This window comes from Acinetobacter sp. UNC436CL71CviS28, assembly GCF_000620525.1.
In the GTDB taxonomy this organism is placed as follows: Bacteria; Pseudomonadota; Gammaproteobacteria; order Pseudomonadales; family Moraxellaceae; genus Acinetobacter; species Acinetobacter radioresistens.
This window is the reverse complement of the sequence record NZ_JIBB01000046.1, coordinates 1-22,294: the sequence shown is the minus strand read 5'-3', so window position 1 is coordinate 22,294 and position 22,294 is coordinate 1. Positions and strand designations below refer to the sequence as shown.

The window sequence follows — 22,294 nt, the reverse complement described above, 5'->3', positions numbered from 1 at the left end:
ATAACTCATTGAGATGTGTCATAGTATTCGTCGTTAGAAAACAATTATTATGACATTATTTCAATGAGTTATCTATTTTTGTCGTGTACAGAGGTCAGGCTTATAAAAAAGCTGTCAAGTCTGTAGTCCGGGAACGCGATGCTGCACTTTATAGACAGCTTGGTGTTGAAGTCCCTGAAGATCTTAACGCTGTTGACTATTACACCTTGGTAGATCTGGAAAGAACAGCCCGCATATTATATGGTGACGATTTTGCCAACTGGGTCATGGTCAATAAAAACCCGACAGAATTATTATTTCGGGTAGCAGATGAAACCGGTGTCGTTCTGTTGCCAGGTTCTGGCTTTGGGGTATCCCATCCATCGGCACGTGCTTCATTAGCCAATCTGAATGCTTACCAATATGCTGCAATCGGTGATTCTCTACGACGCTTTGCCGAAGATGCCTATCAGGAATATCTGGGAACTAAAAAAGATGAGTCCTGAAGTTTCTAAGGAAAAATAGTTTTATATCATCATAGGGGTAATCGGGTATTAAAACTCTATAATTTTAATACCCATTTTTATGATTAATTCAAAATTAACCATATGAATAATAATATTATTTCATGATGTAGAAATAACCATCTGATCATTTTAGATGAATTTTATTCTAAAACGAATAAATGCTAGTGAGGAGATTGAAGATTTTGAGTTAAAGAGTTCAGCCCTATATAAATAGCTTTTTTAATTTGCGAAATACCTGTAGCGCAGCACTTGATTAACTTAAATTGCCCCTAATAGGCAAAATAGTATCGGGCAATTCCTCTCCAAGCGAACTCAACATCTCCCGTTCGACCAAGCGTACAATCGAATCAAGTGGCAGATCATTTTCTTCAAGCCCAAAGGGTTCTTCAAGCTGGGCACTTAAAGCATCCAGCCCTAAAAACAGATAAGCAATTAATCCAACTACAATAGGTGTCCATATACCTAAGTCAGCTTCCAGACTAAAAGGTAAAATAAAACAGAAACAATAAACAGTACGGTGTAATAAAACTGAATACGAAAATGGTAAAGGTGTACTTAATATACGGTCACAGCCAGCCTGAATATTACCCAATTCAACAATATGCCGGTTCAATGTACTATAAATGATATCGCTGATCAGGCCCTGCCTCAGGAGTTGAACCAGGTCTTTCTGAATACATTCAAGCACAAACTGTGCAGCATTAATATGCTGATCCAAATGATTCAGTGCTTGTTGCTCCAGCGCCAGATGATGAGTATCTAACTTGAATGGAGTATTGGTTTTTCTCAGGCGATTTCTTAAAAGATGAGTAAAAAACATTACCCTGTACATGAGAATCCGGCGCTCTCGATCAGGTAATACATGAGAATCACGGGCAATATGCCTGGAATTCGCAATAAGGGCTCCCCATAATTTACGCCCTTCCCACCAGCGGTCATAGCAGGCGTTATTTCGAAAACTTAAAAAAATAGAAAGAATAATGCCGAAAATGGTAAACCCTATAGCAGGCACTTCCGGCACATTCAGCATATGATGAGAGGTCAAATAACCAATTACCGCAGAGATTAAAATAACAAAGGTGAGCGCAGGTAAAACTGTAGGCAGTATTGTTCCTTGCCACGCAAAAAGTAAAGCCAGATTACTAGTTTTATCACGAATAATCATAAGATTTAATTGAAAACATTACTTATGTTGAGTGGACTATCTTAAACCATTCTCTATGATTTTTATAATCTATTATCTCACACGCCTGAGTATCTTTTAATCCGGTTAATTTCTTGGCTCATAAATTCATAATATTTTATTCTAATAAATAACTACCCTCTATTCTACTTATTATTTTTATATTATAATAAAAGAATGAATAATTTTTGCACTATACAGATTTATCAGGACCATCAGTGGCTCGATTGTGCTCTAGTAGAATTACTCAATGCTACACACTTGGGGTGGGAGGCAGGAACCCGTACATCTTATCTGTTTGAATATGCTATTTCTTATATGGACTGCCGTGATGCACGAGCAGTGTCTTTTAATTTGCCCGTAAATGTGCAAAGTAATTATGCAGAGACTTGGCCCGCTTTTCTGATGGACCTGTTACCCCAAGGATATGGACGTAAAGAGCTGCTTAAACAGCTGGACTATAATGAAACAGCACAACAAACAGCTGACTGGGCTTTATTAAAGGCCGGTGCCGGTAATCCCATTGGCCATCTTCGTATTAAAGAGGCTCATGATTGGTTAAATGCAAAGTTTCCTGATCCTGACCTGAAGGGTTTTACCCTACATGAAATTGCTGAACGCCGTGAATATTTTATTGAATCATTAGCATCTTATGGACTGTTTGTGGGCGGTTCCTCCGGAGTGCAGGGAGAATGGCCTAAACTATTGCTGACCCAAGCGCATGATGGACTGTTTTATCTGGATCATACCTTGCCAGATGAGCATGCAGCCAAACACTGGCTAGTCAAGTTTAGCCGGGGTGATCATCCCCGGCTAGAAAAAATCCTGGCTCAAGAAGCCTTGTATATGCAACTAGCAGAATATCTTGGTCTGCGAGTGCATGAAAAGCTAGAACTTCATGATCGTACTCTTTTTATTCCCCGCTTTGACCGCCAGACAGTCAATGGGAAGGTCAAACGTATTGCCCAGGAAAGTATTGCGTCACTGAGCAATCAGGCCGGGTTTGGAGTACGCCTTTCTCACAACCAGATCTGTATGCTCATCCTCCAAAGCTGTACGTATGCAGAAACTGAAATAGTTGAATATTTAAAAAGAGACATTGCCAATGTAGCTCTAGGAAATAAAGACAATCATACCCGTAATACAGCGATCCAACGCCATGAAAGTGGCTTGATCCAGCTTACGCCACTTTTTGATTTTGCGCCAATGTGGTTACATCCTGATGGAATAGCCAGAACCACCCGCTGGGAAAGAGATGATCAGGGCGGCGCTCCATGCTGGGCATCAGTCATTGAGCAAATTCAAACTATTATGCCTATTGCGCAGGATACTCTTCGCTCAGCACTGGCTGAACAGTTCCTAAAATATCAAGGTCTGCTCAATTATATGCAACGTATCGGTATCGATCCGGAAATTATCGAAAATAGCGAGCCAAGAATAGAAAATATCTGTCAGCAACTTCAGGAGCTGAGTCATGGATAAACGTTTTAAATCGATGACGCCGATTGAGCAGATGCAACGGCGCCAGCAGGTACTTGATACTATAGAACAGCATCCAGAGTGGGAAATTCATCAGGTTGCCAGGTATCTGCGGACTGAATTGCGCCTGACCTTAGAGGATATGGCAAAAATTACAAAAATTGCTCCGCAAACACTACAAAAGCTGGAACAGCCGCATAGTAATCCGACCCTGCATTCTATTTTAAAACTATTTAATGCTTTTGGACTGACTTTAGTCATTAAAAAGTGTTAATACCAACCAAAACCAGAATTACTTTTTTATTCATTGGCTCGAATAAATTTTGTCAGTCTGCTGTCAATAATCTGGTTTGCTTCCTGAATAATACGCTCTATCAGCTCTTTACAGGTTGGAATATCATGGATCAGGCCCTGCACTTGCCCCGCTGTAATTAGCCCGGCATCGATATCTCCAGTTTCTAAAGCCAGTTTACCCTTTAAGCCAGAGACATAAGGCTGAATATCTTCAAATTTCAGGTCAGGCTTTTGACTGATCTCCAGCACACGGTCTGATATACTATTTTTTGCTACGCGTGAAGTATTTCGAAAAGGTCTAAGCAACAGATTGGTATCACGTTCGTCATTGTCCAGATAGAACTGCTTGATCCGTTCATGTACGGGCGCTTCTTGTGTTGCACAAAAGCGGGTCCCCATATTTATACCTTCAGCCCCCAATGCCAGCGCAGCTACCAGCCCACGCCCATCGGCAAACCCTCCACTGGCGATGATTGGAATGTCAATCTGGTCAGCAGTAGCAGGAATCAAGATAAGTCCAGGAATATCATCTTCACCAGGGTGGCCAGCGCACTCAAAACCATCAATTGAAATTATATCTGCTCCGATTTTCTGGGCAGAGAGTGCATGACGGACTGCCGTACACTTATGAATAATTTTTATACCGTGCTGTTTAAAATGCTGAATATGGTCATGTGGTTTATTTCCTGCCGTCTCTACAATTTTGACTCCGCTTTCAATAATGGCCTGACGGTATTCAGCATACGGTGGTGGTTTCACAGCAGGCAATAAAGTGAGATTTACTGCAAAAGGCCTGTCGGTCAGGTTACGGCAACGTGCAATTTCTTTATATAAAGCTTCTGGTGTAGGTTGGGTCAGTGCAGTAATTGTCCCTAAACCACCAGCATTAGAAACCGCACTGGCCAGTTCGGCAGTTCCTACCCACATCATACCACCCTGAACAATAGGATACTGAATGCCTAAGAGTTCTGTTACACGCGTATTTAAATTCATTTTTAAATTCTCACCTGATTATTTACCCATGAATAGTGGTGTTCTCTTTTCAGTAAATGCTTTTACTCCTTCTTTATAGTCCTGGCTGTTACTCGCTAGATACTGCAAGTTTTTCTCCAGCTCAAGCTGTTCAGTCAAAGTATGATGAGTAGACCGGTGAATAGCCTGTTTAATAAGAGACAAAGCATAGGTTGGCTGTTGTGCCAGTCTTTGGGCCAGTTGCTGTACTTCAGAATCAAACTGTTCATCTGGTACAACCTGCCAGATCAGTCCCAGTTTTTCCGCCTGTTCAGCGGAAATTTTATCGCCTAGTAAGGCGAGTCCCATTGCTTTAGCATGTCCGGCCAGTCGTGGTAAAAGCCAGGTTCCACCGGCATCTGGAATTAGACCAATTTTGCAGAAGGCCTGAATAAAAGATGCGCTCTGTTTAGCAACGACCAGATCACAGGCCAAGGCAATATTGGCACCCGCGCCAGCAGCCACCCCATTAACTGCTGCAATCACCGGTTTAGGGGCGTGGGTAATCGTTTCAATTAGAGGATTATAATATTTAGCCAGTGTACCTTCATTAGGCAATGCAATCTGGTCAAGCTGACCGGCACGCTCTTTCAAGTCTTGGCCAGCACAAAATGCCCTGCCTGAACCGGTTATAATAATGACCCGGACCTGCTCCGAATCGACCAGTTGGCGTATGGCAATTTGAACTTCCTGATGCATTTTTTCATTAAAACTGTTCATAGCTTCAGGCCGGTCTAGCTGTAGTCTACCAATCTGAGCATCTATACTGACTTTAATCGTCTCAAAATCCATTTTTTACTCCTAAGTGTTATTTTAATATCCTCTGGCAGAGTCAATCTGATGGTTTAATGGCTTATGTTCTTTATAACGACGGTCATTTTCCAGAATCTGCTCGACGACAATTGACATTGGCGCATGCGAAGCCACATGAGGCGTAATCAGAACTTTTTCATGAGTCCATAACGGATCGGCTTGCTCAAGGGGTTCCCGTTCAAAGACATCAAGAACTGCCCCCCTTAAATGACCAGAATCAAGTGCTGCAACAAGATCTGGCAAAACCAGATGTTGACCGCGGCCACAATTAATGACACAGGCCTGTTCTGGCAGCTTTTTTAAAACCTGGGCTGATAAAATAGAATGATTCTGTGCAGTTAACGGCAAAAGATTGATCAGGATTTGACTCTTGGCTAAAAAGCCATCTAGCTCTTCATTTCCTGCAAATGATTGAACTCTGTGCAAGTTTTTCTTGGAACGTGCCCAGCCTGAAACCTGATAGCCCATCTGTGCGAAATGGGTTGTTACATATCCCCCCATATGCCCAAGACCCATCACTCCAATCTGGATATCCTGACTGGAGAATTGCCGGTACTGTTTCCATAATTGCTGTTTCTGCTGGTTAATAGCCCGGTCAAACTGACGCTGATAATACAGGACAGCCCATAACAGATATTCAAACATTCCCTTCTGGTGCTGCTCATCAATAACCCGACACACTAGATATGAAGGGTCAATAAGATTTAGATCCAGATGTTCAATTCCTGCCGCAATGGAATGAATGACTTTCAGTTGGGGAAGCTGTTTTAGCTGTTCAATATCCGGAAACCAGCAAGCCGCCGTAGTAGCCTGTTGTGCCTGTTCACTTTCTGGCAGACAATAGGTTCCTTCGGGTGCATATTTTTGAAAGACCTTGAGTAGAATTTTCTCGATTTCAGGTATTTTGCAGGAAATTACTATCATGAACAGTACTCTGCTTTCTGATTTTCAATCAGACTGAGTGCAGCATTCCATGCGTTCAAGATAATTGGCTCTACCGCGGAGCTGTTAAACTGTCTTGCGGTACGTTCACATACTTCGGGCGCAGGATAATGTAACTCAGATCCTCCCGCCAATGCCTTAATCTGTGCCTGACAGGCTCTTTCCAGAAAGTAAATTTCATGGAAGGCACGCTGGATGGTTTCGCCTGCAGATAGTAAGCCGTGATTCCTTAAAATCATGACCCGGTTTTGTCCTAAATCATGAACCAAACGTTCTCGCTCATCGGTAGAGAGTGCCACTCCTTCATATTCATGATAGCTCATCAGGTTATAAAATTTTAAAGCATGCTGGGAAATTGGTAAAAGACCGTGTTTCTGCGCTGAAACGGCAATACCATCGGCTGTATGAGTATGAATTACGCAGTTTATATGTGTATGTGCAGTATGCAAGGCTGAATGAATTACAAAACCTGCCACATTAACTGGTTTTCCCTGATCATAATCAGAAACAATATTTCCATCATGATCGATTTTGACCAGCTGAGAAGCTGTCATTTTATCAAATGTTACGCCGTACTGATTAATCAGAAAGTATTCAGATTGGTCTGGTACTCTCAGGCTGATATGCGTATCAATCAAATCAGTCATGCGATAATAAGCAATCAAGCGATATAGTGCAGCCAGTTGGCAACGTGCTTCCCACTCCGAAGCTGACATCTTGTCTTGTAAACTCATAATCTTGGTCCTTATGACAGAGTTAATTTTATTATTGAGCGAATTAGAACAATTTTTTCTATAATATAGAATTTAATTTCGTTAAGCAAAATCAAATTCTATTATTCAATTAAATCTATATGCATGCCTAATAGTATTAACTATCTAATGTATATTGACTCGCTAGTTTTAATACTATAAGTCTTTGTTTTTTATTTTCTTTCTGCTTTTTCTAACTTATAGCTTTAGTACGAGACATTATTATCTTTACTGCCAGATAATTATTTGTACTGGATTACTGAAGTTAGCCTGCTACAGATGCTTTTCTAGATTCAATCTCTGTTATTGGTTTATTAAGGTATTGGTGCCTTTTTTAGTTTAGTGTTATGAGTATGCTTTCTAGATTTACTTTTTTTAATAAGGTTTCGGTCTATAAAATTAATTTTTTATTTTTTATCTGATTTATATTATTGGGATAGGTTTTCATTCTTTGGAAATTTTTATAAAATTACTTAGGCTATTTTATTAAAATATAAAATAATTTTTCTAGCTATGAGTAAAATAATTACATTTGATAGAAGTGATCATTTATATTTTATATCTATATGTTTTTTATAGGTAAAAAAGCCCATAAGATTGATGGGCTTTTTTAAATAAATTAATGTAAATAGTTGTTAAATCTGGTTTTTATCTATTTAAAAGTCATAAATAGCCATCATATTGAAACGATTATCTACGCCGGTCCGATTATTGAAAGTTTCACGCTCTCCATAAACATATTCCACTCCAAAAGTTACCGGCTTATAAGGGTTATACATGGCATTAATCCATCCCTGCCAGAGTTGCTTGTTCTGAGATGCATCGTCATATTTCAAGCGTGAAAATTCATTGTCATCTTGAGCTTTCATATAGCCATAACCTAAAGTTGATCTGATTTTAGGCGTAAAACGATGGGTAATACCGGCAGCAATTACATCGAACTCATTACTGTGCATATTATTATTTTCATCAATTGCATATCCGCTGTTACTCCATAATACGAAGCGTCCATCCCCTTTTACATGATAATAATCTGCCTTTAATAAAGTCTCTGGGGTAATCTGATATTTCCCGCCTAAGCCAATACCCCAAGCCAGCTGTTCATCTTCACCGGTTTTTTTCTCTGCAATAAAGCTACGGCCGGAAATCGTTGAGCCATCAGCAAACTTATGGTTCAAACGTCCGACAAGGGCTGGCATACGCATTCTGTTAGCCGGATCAGTCGCTTCAGTATATTTCGGGTCTTCTATACTGATGGCATAATTAGTATTTTCAGAAAGCTGATCACTATAACGAATTAATGGAGAACGCTGTAAGGCTCCTCCCACAAATGTTGCTGCGTCTACAGTATCTGGTATGTATTCTGGTGCAACAAAGGTCGACCAAGTCTGACCAACTAGCCATTTATCATAAGTTAAGTACGCATGACGTATACGGAACTGGTCTCGGGTTGAACCTCCGAAAAAGTCCATTTCGAGTTTACCGCCAATATCACCAATAGAGGTGGGTGTCTTAAAGTTCAGGCCTAGGCGTGTCACATTAACGGTAGTTCTCAAGCGATCTTTTTGATTAGTTGCTTCTACTGTATCTTTAAGCGGTACTCCACTAATATTGTTATACATGGTTGCCGCGCCTTCCGTCTGGTAAGAAGCGTCAGCACGAATATAACCATAAAGATTCACTTCAGCTCCGGAAGGCAATATATTTGTTTTAACAGATTGGGATGTATTTAAAGGGGTAGTTTTGACCTGAGGTGTCACATCACTCTGGGGCTTAAGAGTTACAGCAGGCTGTTGTAGTGAGGCATTTAGTAAAGTTCGCAGCTCTTTTACTTCCTGACGTAATTGTTCTATTTCTGTTGTGTTCTCTCCTGCATGTGCTAGCGACATGACTGCCATGCTACTTACAGCAAGTACCAAATGTTTTGACCGTAAATTAATAAGTTTATCCATAACTTTAATATCCATATTACTAAAGATTTGCTGAGTATTCAGATCTAATTGTTATTGTTCAGCTTTCTAGATAAAATTTTTAAATAACTCTAATAAGATATTTAGAAATTTAAAAAGCTGAAATATAAAAACTATTTTTAATTTTCTACTAAAGCTTGTTTAAATTTTTGGCTGGCATCACTTTGTAGATGCCAGACACTACTCTTCACCTTCATCCCTTTCATGCTATTGTCCCCTTTTCTATTAAATTTTATAAATTATTTGCTTACAGAACTTAACGAAAAAGGAAATTCATTTCAATCTGTATTAGAGAACTGATTATTCTATATATTTCTTAATGCACCTAAAAATAGAATATATATTTCATTTTAAATATATTTTTCAATTTTAAAGAAATAAAAATAAAATATTTTGTTACATTTACAGTGGTTTCTAAGATGGAATTTATGAATCTTAATTCATTTTATGCTTGAATTTTAAAATTATTTTTGTTTGTCTGTTGTCAAATTTAGATATTGTCTGATGTGGATGATTTAATTTTACTTAGGCTAAATTGTTTAGAAATAAGTTCTATAATATAAAGCGCCTGCTATTTTTCAGCACGTAAATGAAGAAGTACTCCAAATACATCTCTGTAGCAAAAGTCATTTTATACAGTTTCAAATTAGTCAGTGCTTCAGCAGGTTCAAATCCTGAAAGCCAAAAGTTTGGGCCTGCTGTATTTTATTAGCAGGAATTTTAAATACTACAATTTTACCGTCTGATGCACCGCAGAGAGAAATCCGTATCTGACCGTCATCAGTAATATAAGAAGAGAGGACTTTAATCTGGTTTTGAACTAACTGCTGCTTCATCGCTACGATATTCTTCGTCCTGTCAATTTGTTCACATTGTCTGGAACCTAAAGATTTATATACTTCAGCTGTTTGGTACTCTGATTCTGGTATTGTTGAGCATGCTCCCAAACTTAACCCAATCCAAATTATGCTTGTCATTCTCTTCATGATTGAATATTCCTTTATTTGATATGTTTCAAAATAACGCAAGTGACTTGATCTATCGTGAAAATCAGTATTAGACTAAATTCAAATCAACAAGTTTTAAAAATCAAAGTTAACTTTGATAAACAGTTAATTATATAAAATATATATATTTAATTTTTAGAAGTAGTCATAGATATATCACCTTATTTCTTTATATGCTTATTGTTTTAATTTATAAATGAAAATGGATCCTTGTCCTTAACTTTCTGTATAAGCTCCCTGCCCCTTCTTGTAACAAGTATTAATCTCTGTGAAAAAATAATGACTTAATATTTTTAGCCTTATTATCAAAATGTTAAAAATTTTTATGTATTAGATACACAAAAATTATTCAATTCTCGTGCAAAAAGTATCTTTTTTTACCATAATACAACAGTTTTTTTAATCTGATTTATTTCTAAAGATATATCGCCATGATCCGGACTTATTTTTTACGCTGGGAAAAACATCTCTCAAGTACTGTTACAGGTAACATTACCCGTATTGGTTTGCTGTCTATCGCTTATAGTCTCATGCCAGTTACGCTGGTCAGCATGGGAATGTCTGGAGAAAAAGGTGACCTGACTTATGAGCTTGCATTCTTTTTACTTATGAATGTATGGTTTATTTTTGCTTTAATTACTCTTTTCGATACGCTTTGCCGCTTAAAAGCAAAAGTAAAAGTAAATATGAGCAGCTGGTTCGATTTAGCTTATATGACTTTAACGCCTATAGGTATGTGGCTATTCCTTTTTATATTCAGGGCAGATCAAGTTCCACACATTTATCTGGCCAATACATTTGCTATTTTTGCTATTGCATCATTCTTCATGGATAAATATGCAAAGTATTTTATTAATATAGAAAGACGCGACAGTTTTGTTCCTAAACCAGAAGTGGTTCAAAATATAAAGCATAAGTTTACGGGACTAGCTGTCTTATTTATGATTATTTCTTTGAGTATTCAATTTTTTCTAATTTAATATGCCTATTGAATCTATTTTAAAGCCCATAATTTAAAAAATTATGGGCTTTCATTATAATTACATGATATATATTCTGATTTATGCTCAATTATAAGTATCAATTACATTCTTATCTTACAAAATCAAAGAATTAAAACGGGTTTTTTTATAATACCTCTTTAGTATCTAAATACGACTTCCAAAAATCTGAAAAATATACTCTGGAAAACCGTCTTAATTTATTAAAAGGGTGCCGGTTATGCAAAATGCTTTTCCCTATCAGAAAATACCCCCTCAACTTTCATGGGCAACTCAAACCCTGCCACGTTTTCATCCTCATTATTGGCGGGTAGAAGGCCCAGATACAGCATCGTTTAGTCTTACCAATTACAGAAACGGTTTTGAAGTACTATTCAAACCCCGCCTCAGTAGTGATCTTATAGGTATTATCTGGGAGTCTGAGGATCATAAAGATCATCAGTTTTTAAGTTATGAAACACTATATGACTACAGTGGTGTGGTCTGGGATTTTGATATAGAAGTTTCTACATACATGCCTATGATCAATAATGAACAGATGGCACTTACGCTAGCAGTATACTATCTGGAAAATGGAATTGAACAAATAGCATATATTCCGCTTTTCAATTATGCAGATCAGCCTGTGTCCAGACAGGCTCATATCCAGATTGACTGGGATACTGTAAAAGCAGGTTTTAATGCGACCATTCCTTTTCCAGTCAATCATATCCAGCGTATTGTATTGAATGTGGTAGCAAGCAGTTATAATCCTGCGACTTTGCCTTATCCACTGCCTGATCCTGAACTTTGTTATGTCAGAATCACCAACTCTACAGTTCAAGGAACTCACACACAATTAGAACTTAAACAGATAGTAGTATCTGCACATCATAAAGGTATATGTACCAGTTATGATGATCATTATGATTTAAATCCTCAACGTATAGTCGATAATATTGTGGCGCTTGGTTATCGGGGACTACTTAATCATTATTGCGGAATGTCACGTTATCCAGACATGTACTGGGACACACAAGTAAATAGATGGCAGATTCCTGATACACTTGCTACACGTGTAAATGTAGTTAATCCATGTGCGTTAAAATGGCATCAGGTTTATGCTAAAGCATTGCATGAAGCAGCCTTTGCTCCTGTTTTCAGCTTAAGCTTTGAAATGTACTCTCTTGCTGCCAACGAATATTGGGCACAAAGAGACATTCATGACAATCTGGGTAAAACGGCTTATGAGCCACCCAGCTATTTTTTCAGTCCTAGCAATATAAATGCTATGGCATATTTACAAAAAGGTTTTCTGGAATTCGCTGAAACTATGCAGATAGGCGGCTGCCAGGTCAATATGCAGATTGGAGAACCTTGGTGGTGGTATAATCCTGCAACCAACTTACCCTGCATATATGATTACTCTACCCGATTAGCCTTTAACCAAGATACAGGCCTATATGCACCAGATTTAGGAGACATTTTTCAATCAGTCTACCAGACTGGTACACCTTATGAAGAATTCAGACAGTGGCTACGAATAAAGCTAGGTCAGACATGTCAGGATATCCGCACTGTTCTCAAAAAGAATTATCCAGATGCGCAGTTTTGTCCCTTATTATTCTTACCTGCTATACGTACTCAGCAGCCCACTCTGTTAACCAGTATCAACTATCCACAGGAATACTATAGGTACCCTAATTTTGACTACATTATAGTCGAAGCTTATGACTGGATTTTAGAAAATAACCTGGAACAAGCCCACCGTACAATTATGGAAGTTGCCTTAGATGAATTAGCATATCCTAGTGACAAAACAGCTTATCTGGCAGGTTTTGTACCACCAGAGAATTTGACATATCTTTATGGTTTCAATAATAAGGAACCTTACCATAGGGCTATCTGGCAAAGGATTTTAGGAGATATGCAGAACAATGAAACTTTTGGGTTAATGAAACAGTTAATCTGGGCATATCCACAAGTTATGGCTCATTCCCTTACAATTGATATCAAAAATGCACCAGATGGCTTTTTTTTGGCAGAACAATATTATTCTGCAATAAATGATAATACGCCCTACCCGCCTGAAATTTACTTATAAGTTAAAGCCAGAACCAAACCTGCTCAAATAGAGCGGGTTTGGCTCTAAAAAACTTTTTTACTGTAGCAGGCTACGCAGCATCCAGGCAGTTTTTTCATGCACATCAATACGCTGGGTTAATACATCAGCAGTTGGCTGGTCATTTACTTCATCTACGACAGGAAAAAGTTCACGTGCAGTGCGTGCAGTTGCCTCTTGAGCATTGACCAGATAACGGATCATTTCCTCAGCAGTAGGCACACCCTCTACTTCTTTAATTGTAGCGAGGTCATTAAACTGTTTATAGGTGCCGGGCGCAGGAAATCCAAGAGCACGAATACGTTCAGCAATAATATCAAGCGCATTCCATTGTTCTGTATACTGCTCCATAAACATTGCGTGCAGACTACTGAACATTGGGCCCGTAACATTCCAATGAAAGTTGTGCGTCATCAGATATAGAGTATAGCTATCTGCTAAAAGACGGGATAGTCCCTCAACAATTTTCTTGCGGCCTTCAGTGGAAATCCCGATATTAATTTCAATTTCATTAGTCTGGTTCTTAGCCATTTTTTACTCCAGATTATAGCTTTTTGAATGGTTTACCATATTTGTTATACCTGAGCAGCTTATGAGGTAGTAGCATTCTTAAGTAAAAAGATTTATTAATATGTTTATTTTTACACGCTGAATTGATTTTAAAAAAGAAAAAGTATATTTTTCAAATTAAAAACTTGGATTTATATATACCATGTATCAGTTTTACTGATTAACTTCTTCATCAAAAGCCATGAATTATTCTTCTTAATTAATCTTTATTTTCTCTTAGTACATTTATACTATGGCGCACTCAATTTAACGGATTTGATTATGCAACCTGCTCTCCAAATCGATGTCATGCGCGATTCTGCTGACACCGTCGTGAGTATACTAAAATCGCTGGCCAATACAGATCGCCTATTAATCTTGTGCCATTTAGCTCAAGAAGAATTAAACGTTTCTGAAATTGAGGAAAAAACTCAAATTACTCAGCCTACCTTATCTCAACAGCTGATGATGTTACGTAAGAGTGATGTAGTTATCACACGGCGTCAGGGAAAGCAGATTTTTTATTCAATTAAAGATCAGAAACTAACCCAAGTTTTACATACACTTTATGACCTCTATTGTCCAAAATAATAATAAAATTCTATATATTCAGTAAATTAATAGCAGTTTATTAAGTAACACTTTTAAAGGCAGCGACTTTTTATCACTTTTTATGCATAATATATGAAAAAATGTGATTTAGGCTATTATATGGCTATGCGTCGTTTATCTATACCCACTCTTTTTCCGGCATGGCAATGGCTGAGTAGATATAACGGACCAAAATTTAGATCAGATTTACTGGCAGCATTAATTGTTATTGCAATGCTGGTACCACAAGGTATGGCCTATGCCATGGTCGCCGGTCTGCCTCCTGTAATGGGGTTATACGCCAGTATCCTGCCCATGATTATTTATGCCATGGTCGGTGGCAGTCCAACGCTTTCAATTGGTCCAGTTGCTATTATCTCCATGATGGTCTTTGGCACCCTTGCCCCGCTATACGAAGTAGGTTCGCCAGTTTATATTGAAGCAGCTTGTCTGCTAGCGCTACTCACCGGCTTTATTTCTTTACTTTTAGGTATATTCCGTTTTGGTTTTCTAATTCAGCTGATTAGTCATCCGGTTATAAAAAGTTTTATTATTGCTTCAGCTCTGCTTATTGCATTAAGCCAATTTAAATTTCTTTTTGATATTCCCTTACAAACCAATAATGTTCCAGAATTCTTGGTATCTTTTTGGCAGTATGTACGTTATAGCAACTTTGCTACTCTGGCGCTTGGAATCACTGCTGTATTGTTTCTGGTATATATTCCTGCCTTTTTAAACTCAGCCTTTATAAAAACCAGAGCAGGTTCACTGATTTTTCTGATTCGTGCCTTACCCCTCCTTCTGGTTATAGTTTCGATTGGACTGATGTATTTTCTGAACTTGCAACAGGCAGGCATTAAAACTGTAGGAGAAATTCCTTCAAGTTTCCCCCCTATTGCTATACCACACTGGAACATGCAAATGGTAATTGATTTGCTTCCTGGTGCTGCTCTTATTGCAATGATCAGCTTTGTAGAGTCTCTTTCAATTGCACAGGCCACTGCATTGCAGCAGCGTAGTAACCTGAACAGTAATCAGGAACTTATTGCACTTGGCTTGGCGAATATTAGTGCCGGAGTCACCTCTGCCTTTCCCGTAACAGGAAGTTTGTCACGTACAGTTGTAAATGCCGATGCTGGTGCACGCACTCCAATGGCTGGCGTACTCTCTTCACTGTTTATTATTGTGGTTAGTATGTATTTTACCGGGTTCCTGCGAGATTTACCGCTGGCTATCCTGGCTGCAACCATTATTGTTTCTATCTGGAAGCTGGTTGAATTTAAACCATTTCTTGAGACTTGGCGTTATTCTAAGGCAGATGGCATCGCAATGTGGATTACATTTTTCAGTGTTATTTGCATTGATATCTCTACCGGTCTGATAATCGGAATTATCTCTACATTTATTTTAATGCTTTGGCGAATTAGCCGTCCTCATATTGCAGTGATTGGGTTGGTTAAAGGAACACAACATTTCCGTAATATTTCACGGCATCAGGTTATAACCAGCCCCAAAATCTTTTCGATCCGTATTGATGAAAACCTGAGCTTTTTAAATGCGAATACCTTAAAAGGCTATATCATTACTGAAGTAAGTAAAAATGCCCAGCTTGAGCATGTCATTATTAACTGCTCAAGCATTAGCGCTATCGACTTAAGTGCACTGGAAATGCTTGAGGAAATAAATGCAGAGCTCGCTAAACTTCATATTCAGCTGCATTTTTCAGAAATCAAAGGCCCTGTTATGGATAAGCTTAAAGACTCCCCCTTATTGCAGCATTTAAATGGCCAGGTTTTTTTCTCTCACTTTCAGGCAATGCAGAACTTGGCACCAGAGCTTTTTCAGCCTGAAATGCCCCATTAAAATTTAAATATTAACAATGCAAGTGATCTATGAATATTCAAATGTGATAAAAGTATTTAGCTTTTATTATATTTATATCATTCGAAAGACCATGGACGGGTCAGTAAAAATTAATTTCAAGCTTTATGTATTTTATGTATAAAATAGCCGGCTTGTACTTTTGGCCCTTATAGGTCTCATAAGGCTTTCCTATGTTCTCATACTTATTTCGCTTAAGCCTGGTTACTCAAATTGTCATTGCCATTATTCTGGGCATGCTGGTAACCTGGCTTTTCCCTCAAGCAGCTCCCTATCTCAGCTTACTGGGTGATCTTTTTATTAAGGCACTTAAGTCAGTGGCCCCGATTCTGGTTTTTGTTTTAGTTATGGCTTCCATTGCCAATTTCAAACTGGGTCAGACTGCACATATCAGACCTATTTTAATGATGTATATGGTTGGTATGCTTCTAGCTGCATTTAGTGCTGTCTTTGCCAGTCTAATGTTTCCAAGTACATTGTTCCTGGATGTGCCAAGTCAGCTCGAAGTACAGGCTCCAGGGGGGTTGGGAGAGATACTGAAAAACCTGTTATTGAGCTTTATTGCCAATCCAGTTGTGGCGCTGAGTGAAGCGAACTTTATTGGAATTCTAGCGTGGTCTGTCATATTGGGGCTAGCGTTTCGACACGCGTCTGAGACTTCACGTGTGGTACTGACTGATGTTTCCAATGCCATTAGTAAAGTGATCGCAATTGTAATCCGCTTTGCTCCATTGGGTATATTCGGTTTGGTTGCTGCAACTTTCGCTGATGCTGGCTTAAAAACGCTGGAAAGTTATGCACAGCTTTTAGCAGTGCTGCTTGGCACTATGCTTTTTGTTGCCCTTATCATTAATCCTTTGCTGGTTGCAGTTGTTACCCGCAGTAACCCTTATCCGCTAGTCTTAACATGCTTACGCGAAAGTGCCATTACTGCTTTCTTTACCCGTAGTTCCGCTGCTAATATTCCGGTTAACCTCGACCTGGCACGACGTTTGGGTGTAAATGAAGCAACTGCCAGTGTATCTATTCCCTTGGGTGCTACTATCAATATGGCAGGTGCGGCGGTCACTATTACTGTGCTAACACTCGCGACTGTACATACTTTAGGCATACCGGTCAGCATTTCAACCATGTTAATCCTTTCCGTGGTTGCTACAGTATCGGCCTGTGGAGCTTCTGGGGTTGCTGGCGGTTCATTGCTACTGATTCCTGTGGCCTGCGGCCTGTTCGGTATTTCATCTGAAATTGCTATGCAGGTGGTTGCAATCGGAATGGTGATCAGTGTGCTTCAGGACTCGACTGAAACTGCATTAAATTCATCAACTGATGTACTATTTACTGCTGCTGCTGACCGTGGAATGCGTTAATCTATTGAAAGGACAATAATTCGCGAGTGTAGCGATGCCTTTTCAAAAACTGCCTGCATGGATTCAAATAGGTGCTTTTTTACTGGCAATCAATGCGGGCATGATTAATGTACTTGGACTGGTGACTGTCTTGCATCAGTCTGTCTCACATATGACCGGTAATATTAGTATGCTGGCCATGAGCCTGATTAATTGGGAACCCTCTAGTGTTCTGTACCTGATATTGGTGGTCCTTTGCTATGTTACCGGTTCATTTTATAGTGGCCTGATTCTTGGAAATAGTCACTTTCAGCTTGGACGCCGTTATGGTTTGCCACTTAGTCTGGTTGCGCTATTCATTTTCCTGTGCTGGATATTGTTACCCTATTTCCCACGATATGCTTTATTGTGGGCCTGTGTTGCAATGGGCGTGCAAAATGCAATGGTTAGCCATTATAAAGGTACAATCATTCGCACTACCCACTTATCAGGGGTATTAACTGATCTTGGGCTGGCGCTAGGTTATTGCCTACGTGGCCTGAGCGTTGGAAAGCGTCGTATTATTCTTCATTTACTTATTCTCTTCGGCTTTTTAATCGGTGGTATTGTTGCCAGTCTGATTTATCCTTATCTAAAATTACAGTCATTTCTCGTACCGGCAGTTTTGAGTTTATTGCTCAGCATCATCTACTGGTCTATATACTTTCGTCATAAGTCTACACAGCATTCAAGCTGGGAGTAATCAAACATGGTTAAAAATGCACTACAGGCCCAACTTTTAAAAGCCGGCTTGGTAGATAATAAAAAAGCAAAAAAGCTGAGCAAACAGGCACAGCATGAACAGCGTACCGGTCAAAGTGACGAGGCTGCACTCAAGGCAAAAATTGAGCAAGAAAAACAGGAAAAGTTAGCTAAAGATCAGGCTCTAAATCAGGAAAAACAGCGTCAGCTTGAAGAAAAAACTTTAAAAGCCAATATTGTCCAAATGATCTCTCATCATAAGATCAAGGAAACTGACGGCGATATAACTTATCAGTTTATCGATGAAGGCAAAATCAAAAAAGTCTATATCTCACAACAGGTTTATAATGCACTGGTTTCAGGCAGTTTAATGATTGCACGAGATAATGGCAGCTATGCCTATTTACCAAAAGCCTTGGCAGAAAAAATTGATGCGCGCATGGAAGGGTTTATTTTACATAATAGTACGCAGGCCAATGATCAATCAACTGATGAAGAAGATCCATATGCAGCATATGTTATTCCTGATGATTTAATGTGGTAAAACACCTCTTCTTGAGGTAATACTATAAAGTTTCAATTTGCTAATAAAACGTATATAAAAAGTTGTTTATAGCCTGTTTCAAGCAATAAACTTTTACAATCATGCAATTAATCATAATTGTAGGGGTAAATGGCTTGGAACAGCTGGCTTTTATACAAAATATTCAGGACTGGTCAGATCAGTTTCCTTGGTTAGAGATGTTGACATCATTAGGCATTCTTATTCTGCTAGCCGCTCTGGCTAACTTTATTGCCAAACAGGTCGTAGTAAGAGGCCTACGTAAACTCATCAGCAAGATGAAGTTTGCCAATAGCAGTATTTTCGCTGAACATAGTGTAATTCGTCGCATAGCTAATATTGTTCCGGCTATCGTCATTATGAATGGCATCACTACGGTTCCACATCTTTCACTCAAGCTTGTAACTTTTGTACAAATGGGAGCACAGGCTTTTATTTTCCTTACATTAGCGCTGGCTTTGAGCGAACTTCTTAATATTTTTAACCTGATTTATCAGCGCAATCCAAAATCAAAAAATAAGCCTATTAAAGGATACTTGCAGCTGGTTAAATTAATGCTGTATATCGTCTGTGCTTTAATGATTTTAGGTACTTTCCTGAAGAAAGATGTGTTTACCCTGCTAGCAGGCTTTGGTGCTATGGCGACTGTGCTGATGCTGGTTTTTCAAAATACTATTCTTTCGCTGGTGGCCAGTGTACAAATTTCTTCTTATGATATGGTACGTATCGGAGACTGGATTGAGATGCCATCATTAAATGCGGATGGCGATGTCATTGATATGTCATTACATACGGTCACAGTACAAAATTTTGACAAGACCTTTACGACTATTCCCACCAATAAACTGATTACTGATACTTTTAAAAACTGGCGTGGTATGAGCAATGCCGGTGTAAGACGTATCAAACGTGCTATTTACATTGACCAAAGCACAGTGCATTTTATGACGAATGAAGAGCAGCAAAAGCTAAAGGACTTTTTGCTTCTTGACCAGTATTTGAATATTAAAGAAAGTGAAATTCAAAAATTTAACCAGCAGCTTGGCAATCAGGCTATTTATAATCAGCGTCGCTTGACAAACTTAGGTACATTTCGTGCTTATATAGAGTTTTATTTAAAACAGCATCCAGGTATTGCTCAGCATCAGACAATTATGGTGCGTCAATTACAACCTACCAGTGAAGGACTTCCCCTTGAGATTTATGCATTTAGTAATACAACTTCATGGGTAGATTATGAAGCCATTCAGTCAGATATTTTTGACCACCTGATTGCCATTATTGGAGAATTTGGACTACAGGTTTATCAAGCCCCTTCTGGGCAAGACTGGAAAGTCTTGTCTAATGCAGAAGTTATTGAACATTCCTGATTTTTTACACACTGTATAACAGGCTTTTACAACGAAGCCTGTTATATAAGTACTTATTTTTTAAATTATAGTATTGTGAGAAGTTCATTCTATTTTACTATCTCAGGCGTTGGCTTATGCATTATTTAAACGACACTTATTAATATTAAAAATTTAAACACCAGATGAAATACTAAAGAAAATTTTATAATACTAATATTTATAAAGCTCAATTAATATACAGCCCTATTTTACCTATATAAAATTATAGAGTTAATTCAGAAAATACAATGATTAAAATACATACCGCCATTGAGCTCATTCTTCTTTTCTCTTAAAAATGATCTGTCCATTTTGATCAATTTTAGTAAATTTAAAGTTTTTTCCTGAATAAATACGGTCTGGAGAAGTATGGAAAGGTGCTGTAGACATAATATTCGCTCTTCTTTTAAGTACATGTTCATGCTGAGATTTATAAGCATAATAGAATAATCCACCAACAAATAATAAGAAAAGTGCAACTAATCTTATCCTCACAATTTTTACCTTCTCTTTAATAAATTCTGACTAATTTTGTATGATTTAATTTAATATGTATACAAAATAATAAAATATTTTTTTATTTAAATGGATTTTAAACACAATTAACCTCTTGTATTCTTATAAATTTTATATTTCATGATCATCTATTTAATATAATTAATCCTTCTCTTAAAATTAAAAATGAATTTTTACTGAAAAGCTTCTTGTATGATAAGGGCTGATAGCATAATTTTCTCTTAAGGATATAAGCTTTTAAAAGACTAAAGTTTAAGAAAAATAGTTTTCTGCAAGAATAAGTTCAACTTTGAAAGTAAGTAAGCTCTAGCTATTCATTTTGAACAGAAGCTATTAATCAGGTAAATAAAATATATGATAAATGGATTTAATTACAAAAGTTTTGAAGAGGCTGGGCAAGCTGTCCTGCACTACTTGCATGCCCATCTTGGTTTTAACCTGTGGATGATTACCCGAGTAGAAGGTAAAAACTGGATCATCTTACAGTGTGAAGATCATGGATATAATGTCAAGCAAGGCCAAGTCCTGAACTGGACCGATACGCTATGCTCGCAGATGGTGACGGAAACAGTACCCAGAATTGTACCTCGCTCTAGAGATATTCCTCTATATGCTAATGCACCTATAAACAAGCAGGTCAACATAGAAGCTTATTATTGGTCAGCCCCTGCTTAATGAAGATGGCAGCCTGTTCGGTACATTATGCGCAGTTGACCCACAACCACAACCAGAATCAATTTTACAATATGCTGAAATGATTGAGCTTTTTGCACAGTTATTAAGTTATATCTTACAAACTGAGCTACGTGAAAACGAGAAAATTCGACAACATGAAAGACTTGAAGCTGAAGCATTAAGAGATAGCTTAACTGAGCTATATAATCGTAGAGCTTAGAATAATTTGGTCAGTGCTGAAGAAGACCGTTGTAAACGGCATGGACACCCTGCTTCAATTCTCATTGTTGATCTCAATAATTTAAAAACTGTTAATGACAGTCTGGGGCATACTTCCGGCGATGAATTAATTCAAAGAACAGCCTCTGTACTTCTTGCTAGTGTAAGGCGTAAAGATATTGTGGCTCGCTTGGGTGGAGATGAATTTGGTATTTTAAGTATAGAAAATGATCAAGAAGGTGCTTTAGCTTTATTTCACCGTATTCAGGAGGCTTTTAAAGAAGCCGGAATAGATGCCGCTATTGGAGTTGCTTCGCGGCGACCTCATCATGGCCTTAACAAAGCAGCAATCGCAGCAGATAAAAATATGTTTGAGCATAAACTGTCAGGTAAAACTAAAACTTAAAAATATAAATATCTGTTTTAATTAAAAAATTTATATGTATTAGTTCAGACTTGATCGTACATTCTTCTTGAAAAAGAGAAAGTTACCCGTTTTGATAAAGGTGTCGAAATCTTAATCAAACAAAGGTAACTTTCTTATGTTGCATACTAACAATCAAATCATCAAACACAAAGTCGGCTTACTCAATTTAGCTGAAGAGCTTCAAAATGTTTCTAGAGCATGCAAAGTGATGGGTGTCTCTAGAGATACTTTCTATCGCTATCATGAGTTAGTACAGTCTGGTGACATTGATGCATTAATCAATAAGTCCCGTCGAGTACCAAATCTAAAAAACCGTGTAGATGATGCTACAGAGCTG

Annotated in this window: 19 protein-coding genes and 2 pseudogenes; 13 read left to right on the top strand and 8 right to left on the bottom strand. The window is 38.2% G+C overall.

Annotated features, from left to right (window positions below; genetic code table 11):
• Positions 1-95: 95 nt before the first annotated feature.
• A pseudogene (locus N518_RS0113540) lies at positions 96-485 on the top strand (bifunctional aspartate transaminase/aspartate 4-decarboxylase); the annotation flags it as partial.
• Positions 486-759: 274 nt separating this feature from the next.
• On the opposite strand, the gene N518_RS0113535 reads toward N518_RS0113540, so the two are convergent.
• The gene (locus N518_RS0113535; RefSeq protein WP_026444397.1) at positions 760-1,671 is read right to left on the bottom strand and encodes a bestrophin family protein; all 912 of its coding nucleotides are present in this window, start codon (positions 1,669-1,671) and stop codon (positions 760-762) included.
• Between the two features lie 195 nt (positions 1,672-1,866).
• On the opposite strand from N518_RS0113535, the gene N518_RS0113530 reads away from it, so the two are divergent.
• Together N518_RS0113530 and N518_RS0113525 are read left to right on the top strand one after the other, a co-directional pair.
• Complete coding sequence (locus tag N518_RS0113530; protein ID WP_026444396.1) at positions 1,867-3,171, top strand: type II toxin-antitoxin system HipA family toxin; 1,305 nt, start codon at positions 1,867-1,869, stop codon at positions 3,169-3,171.
• Complete coding sequence (locus N518_RS0113525; protein WP_005014332.1) at positions 3,164-3,442, top strand: helix-turn-helix domain-containing protein; 279 nt, start codon at positions 3,164-3,166, stop codon at positions 3,440-3,442. Before N518_RS0113530 ends, N518_RS0113525 begins: the two co-directional genes overlap by 8 nt.
• 26 nt (positions 3,443-3,468) lie before the next feature.
• On the opposite strand, the gene N518_RS0113520 is transcribed toward N518_RS0113525, so the two are convergent.
• The 6 genes from N518_RS0113520 to N518_RS17415 form a co-directional block, all read right to left on the bottom strand.
• Positions 3,469-4,455 carry an NAD(P)H-dependent flavin oxidoreductase gene (locus N518_RS0113520; protein ID WP_005014335.1) on the bottom strand — a complete coding sequence of 329 codons (987 nt, stop codon included), beginning with the start codon at positions 4,453-4,455 and terminating at the stop codon, positions 3,469-3,471.
• Between the two features lie 18 nt (positions 4,456-4,473).
• Positions 4,474-5,265 (bottom strand): enoyl-CoA hydratase-related protein, encoded by a 792-nt coding sequence (locus N518_RS0113515; protein ID WP_026444395.1) that lies wholly within the window; start codon positions 5,263-5,265, stop codon positions 4,474-4,476.
• Between the two features lie 21 nt (positions 5,266-5,286).
• A complete protein-coding gene (locus N518_RS0113510) occupies positions 5,287-6,210 on the bottom strand; it encodes a 2-hydroxyacid dehydrogenase (protein WP_026444394.1) in 924 nt (307 codons plus the stop codon).
• Positions 6,207-6,962 (bottom strand): class II aldolase/adducin family protein, encoded by a 756-nt coding sequence (locus N518_RS0113505; protein ID WP_005025856.1) that lies wholly within the window; start codon positions 6,960-6,962, stop codon positions 6,207-6,209. The genes N518_RS0113510 and N518_RS0113505 overlap by 4 nt, the downstream gene beginning before the upstream one ends.
• Positions 6,963-7,636: 674 nt before the next feature.
• Positions 7,637-8,932 carry a DcaP family trimeric outer membrane transporter gene (locus N518_RS0113500; protein WP_005025854.1) on the bottom strand — a complete coding sequence of 432 codons (1,296 nt, stop codon included), beginning with the start codon at positions 8,930-8,932 and terminating at the stop codon, positions 7,637-7,639.
• Positions 8,933-9,600: 668 nt separating this feature from the next.
• Positions 9,601-9,927 carry a hypothetical protein gene (locus tag N518_RS17415; RefSeq protein WP_228127292.1) on the bottom strand — a complete coding sequence of 109 codons (327 nt, stop codon included), beginning with the start codon at positions 9,925-9,927 and terminating at the stop codon, positions 9,601-9,603.
• A gap of 560 nt (positions 9,928-10,487) precedes the next feature.
• Between N518_RS17415 and N518_RS0113485 the strand changes: the two genes are divergently transcribed.
• Both N518_RS0113485 and N518_RS0113480 read left to right on the top strand, forming a co-directional pair.
• A complete protein-coding gene (locus N518_RS0113485; RefSeq protein ID WP_227548697.1) occupies positions 10,488-10,937 on the top strand; it encodes a hypothetical protein in 450 nt (149 codons plus the stop codon).
• A gap of 241 nt (positions 10,938-11,178) precedes the next feature.
• The gene (locus N518_RS0113480) at positions 11,179-13,041 is read left to right on the top strand and encodes a hypothetical protein (protein WP_005025848.1); all 1,863 of its coding nucleotides are present in this window, start codon (positions 11,179-11,181) and stop codon (positions 13,039-13,041) included.
• Positions 13,042-13,098: 57 nt separating this feature from the next.
• On the opposite strand, the gene N518_RS0113475 is transcribed toward N518_RS0113480, so the two are convergent.
• Entirely contained in the window at positions 13,099-13,590 is a 492-nt protein-coding gene (locus N518_RS0113475) for a Dps family protein (RefSeq protein WP_005014349.1), read from the bottom strand.
• 300 nt (positions 13,591-13,890) lie between these two features.
• On the opposite strand from N518_RS0113475, the gene N518_RS0113470 reads away from it, so the two are divergent.
• The 8 genes and pseudogenes from N518_RS0113470 to N518_RS0113430 form a co-directional block, all read left to right on the top strand.
• Positions 13,891-14,199 carry an ArsR/SmtB family transcription factor gene (locus N518_RS0113470; protein WP_005025845.1) on the top strand — a complete coding sequence of 103 codons (309 nt, stop codon included), beginning with the start codon at positions 13,891-13,893 and terminating at the stop codon, positions 14,197-14,199.
• A 120-nt stretch (positions 14,200-14,319) separates the two neighbouring features.
• Positions 14,320-16,062: a SulP family inorganic anion transporter gene (locus tag N518_RS0113465; protein WP_026056677.1), complete on the top strand. Its 1,743-nt coding sequence runs from the start codon at positions 14,320-14,322 to the stop codon at positions 16,060-16,062.
• A gap of 191 nt (positions 16,063-16,253) precedes the next feature.
• On the top strand, positions 16,254-17,447 hold the full coding sequence (gene sstT / locus N518_RS0113460; RefSeq protein ID WP_005025842.1) for a serine/threonine transporter SstT: 1,194 nt from the start codon (positions 16,254-16,256) through the stop codon (positions 17,445-17,447).
• A 34-nt stretch (positions 17,448-17,481) separates the two neighbouring features.
• A complete protein-coding gene (locus N518_RS0113455) occupies positions 17,482-18,168 on the top strand; it encodes a YoaK family protein (RefSeq protein WP_005025840.1) in 687 nt (228 codons plus the stop codon).
• 6 nt (positions 18,169-18,174) lie between these two features.
• Positions 18,175-18,711 carry a DUF2058 domain-containing protein gene (locus tag N518_RS0113450; protein WP_005025838.1) on the top strand — a complete coding sequence of 179 codons (537 nt, stop codon included), beginning with the start codon at positions 18,175-18,177 and terminating at the stop codon, positions 18,709-18,711.
• 101 nt (positions 18,712-18,812) lie between these two features.
• Complete coding sequence (locus N518_RS0113445; RefSeq protein WP_005025836.1) at positions 18,813-20,099, top strand: mechanosensitive ion channel family protein; 1,287 nt, start codon at positions 18,813-18,815, stop codon at positions 20,097-20,099.
• 891 nt (positions 20,100-20,990) lie between these two features.
• Positions 20,991-21,936: pseudogene (locus tag N518_RS16390) on the top strand (GGDEF domain-containing protein).
• Between the two features lie 136 nt (positions 21,937-22,072).
• The coding region (locus N518_RS0113430; protein WP_026444393.1) for a helix-turn-helix domain-containing protein at positions 22,073-22,294 on the top strand (222 nt) is incomplete at its 3' end.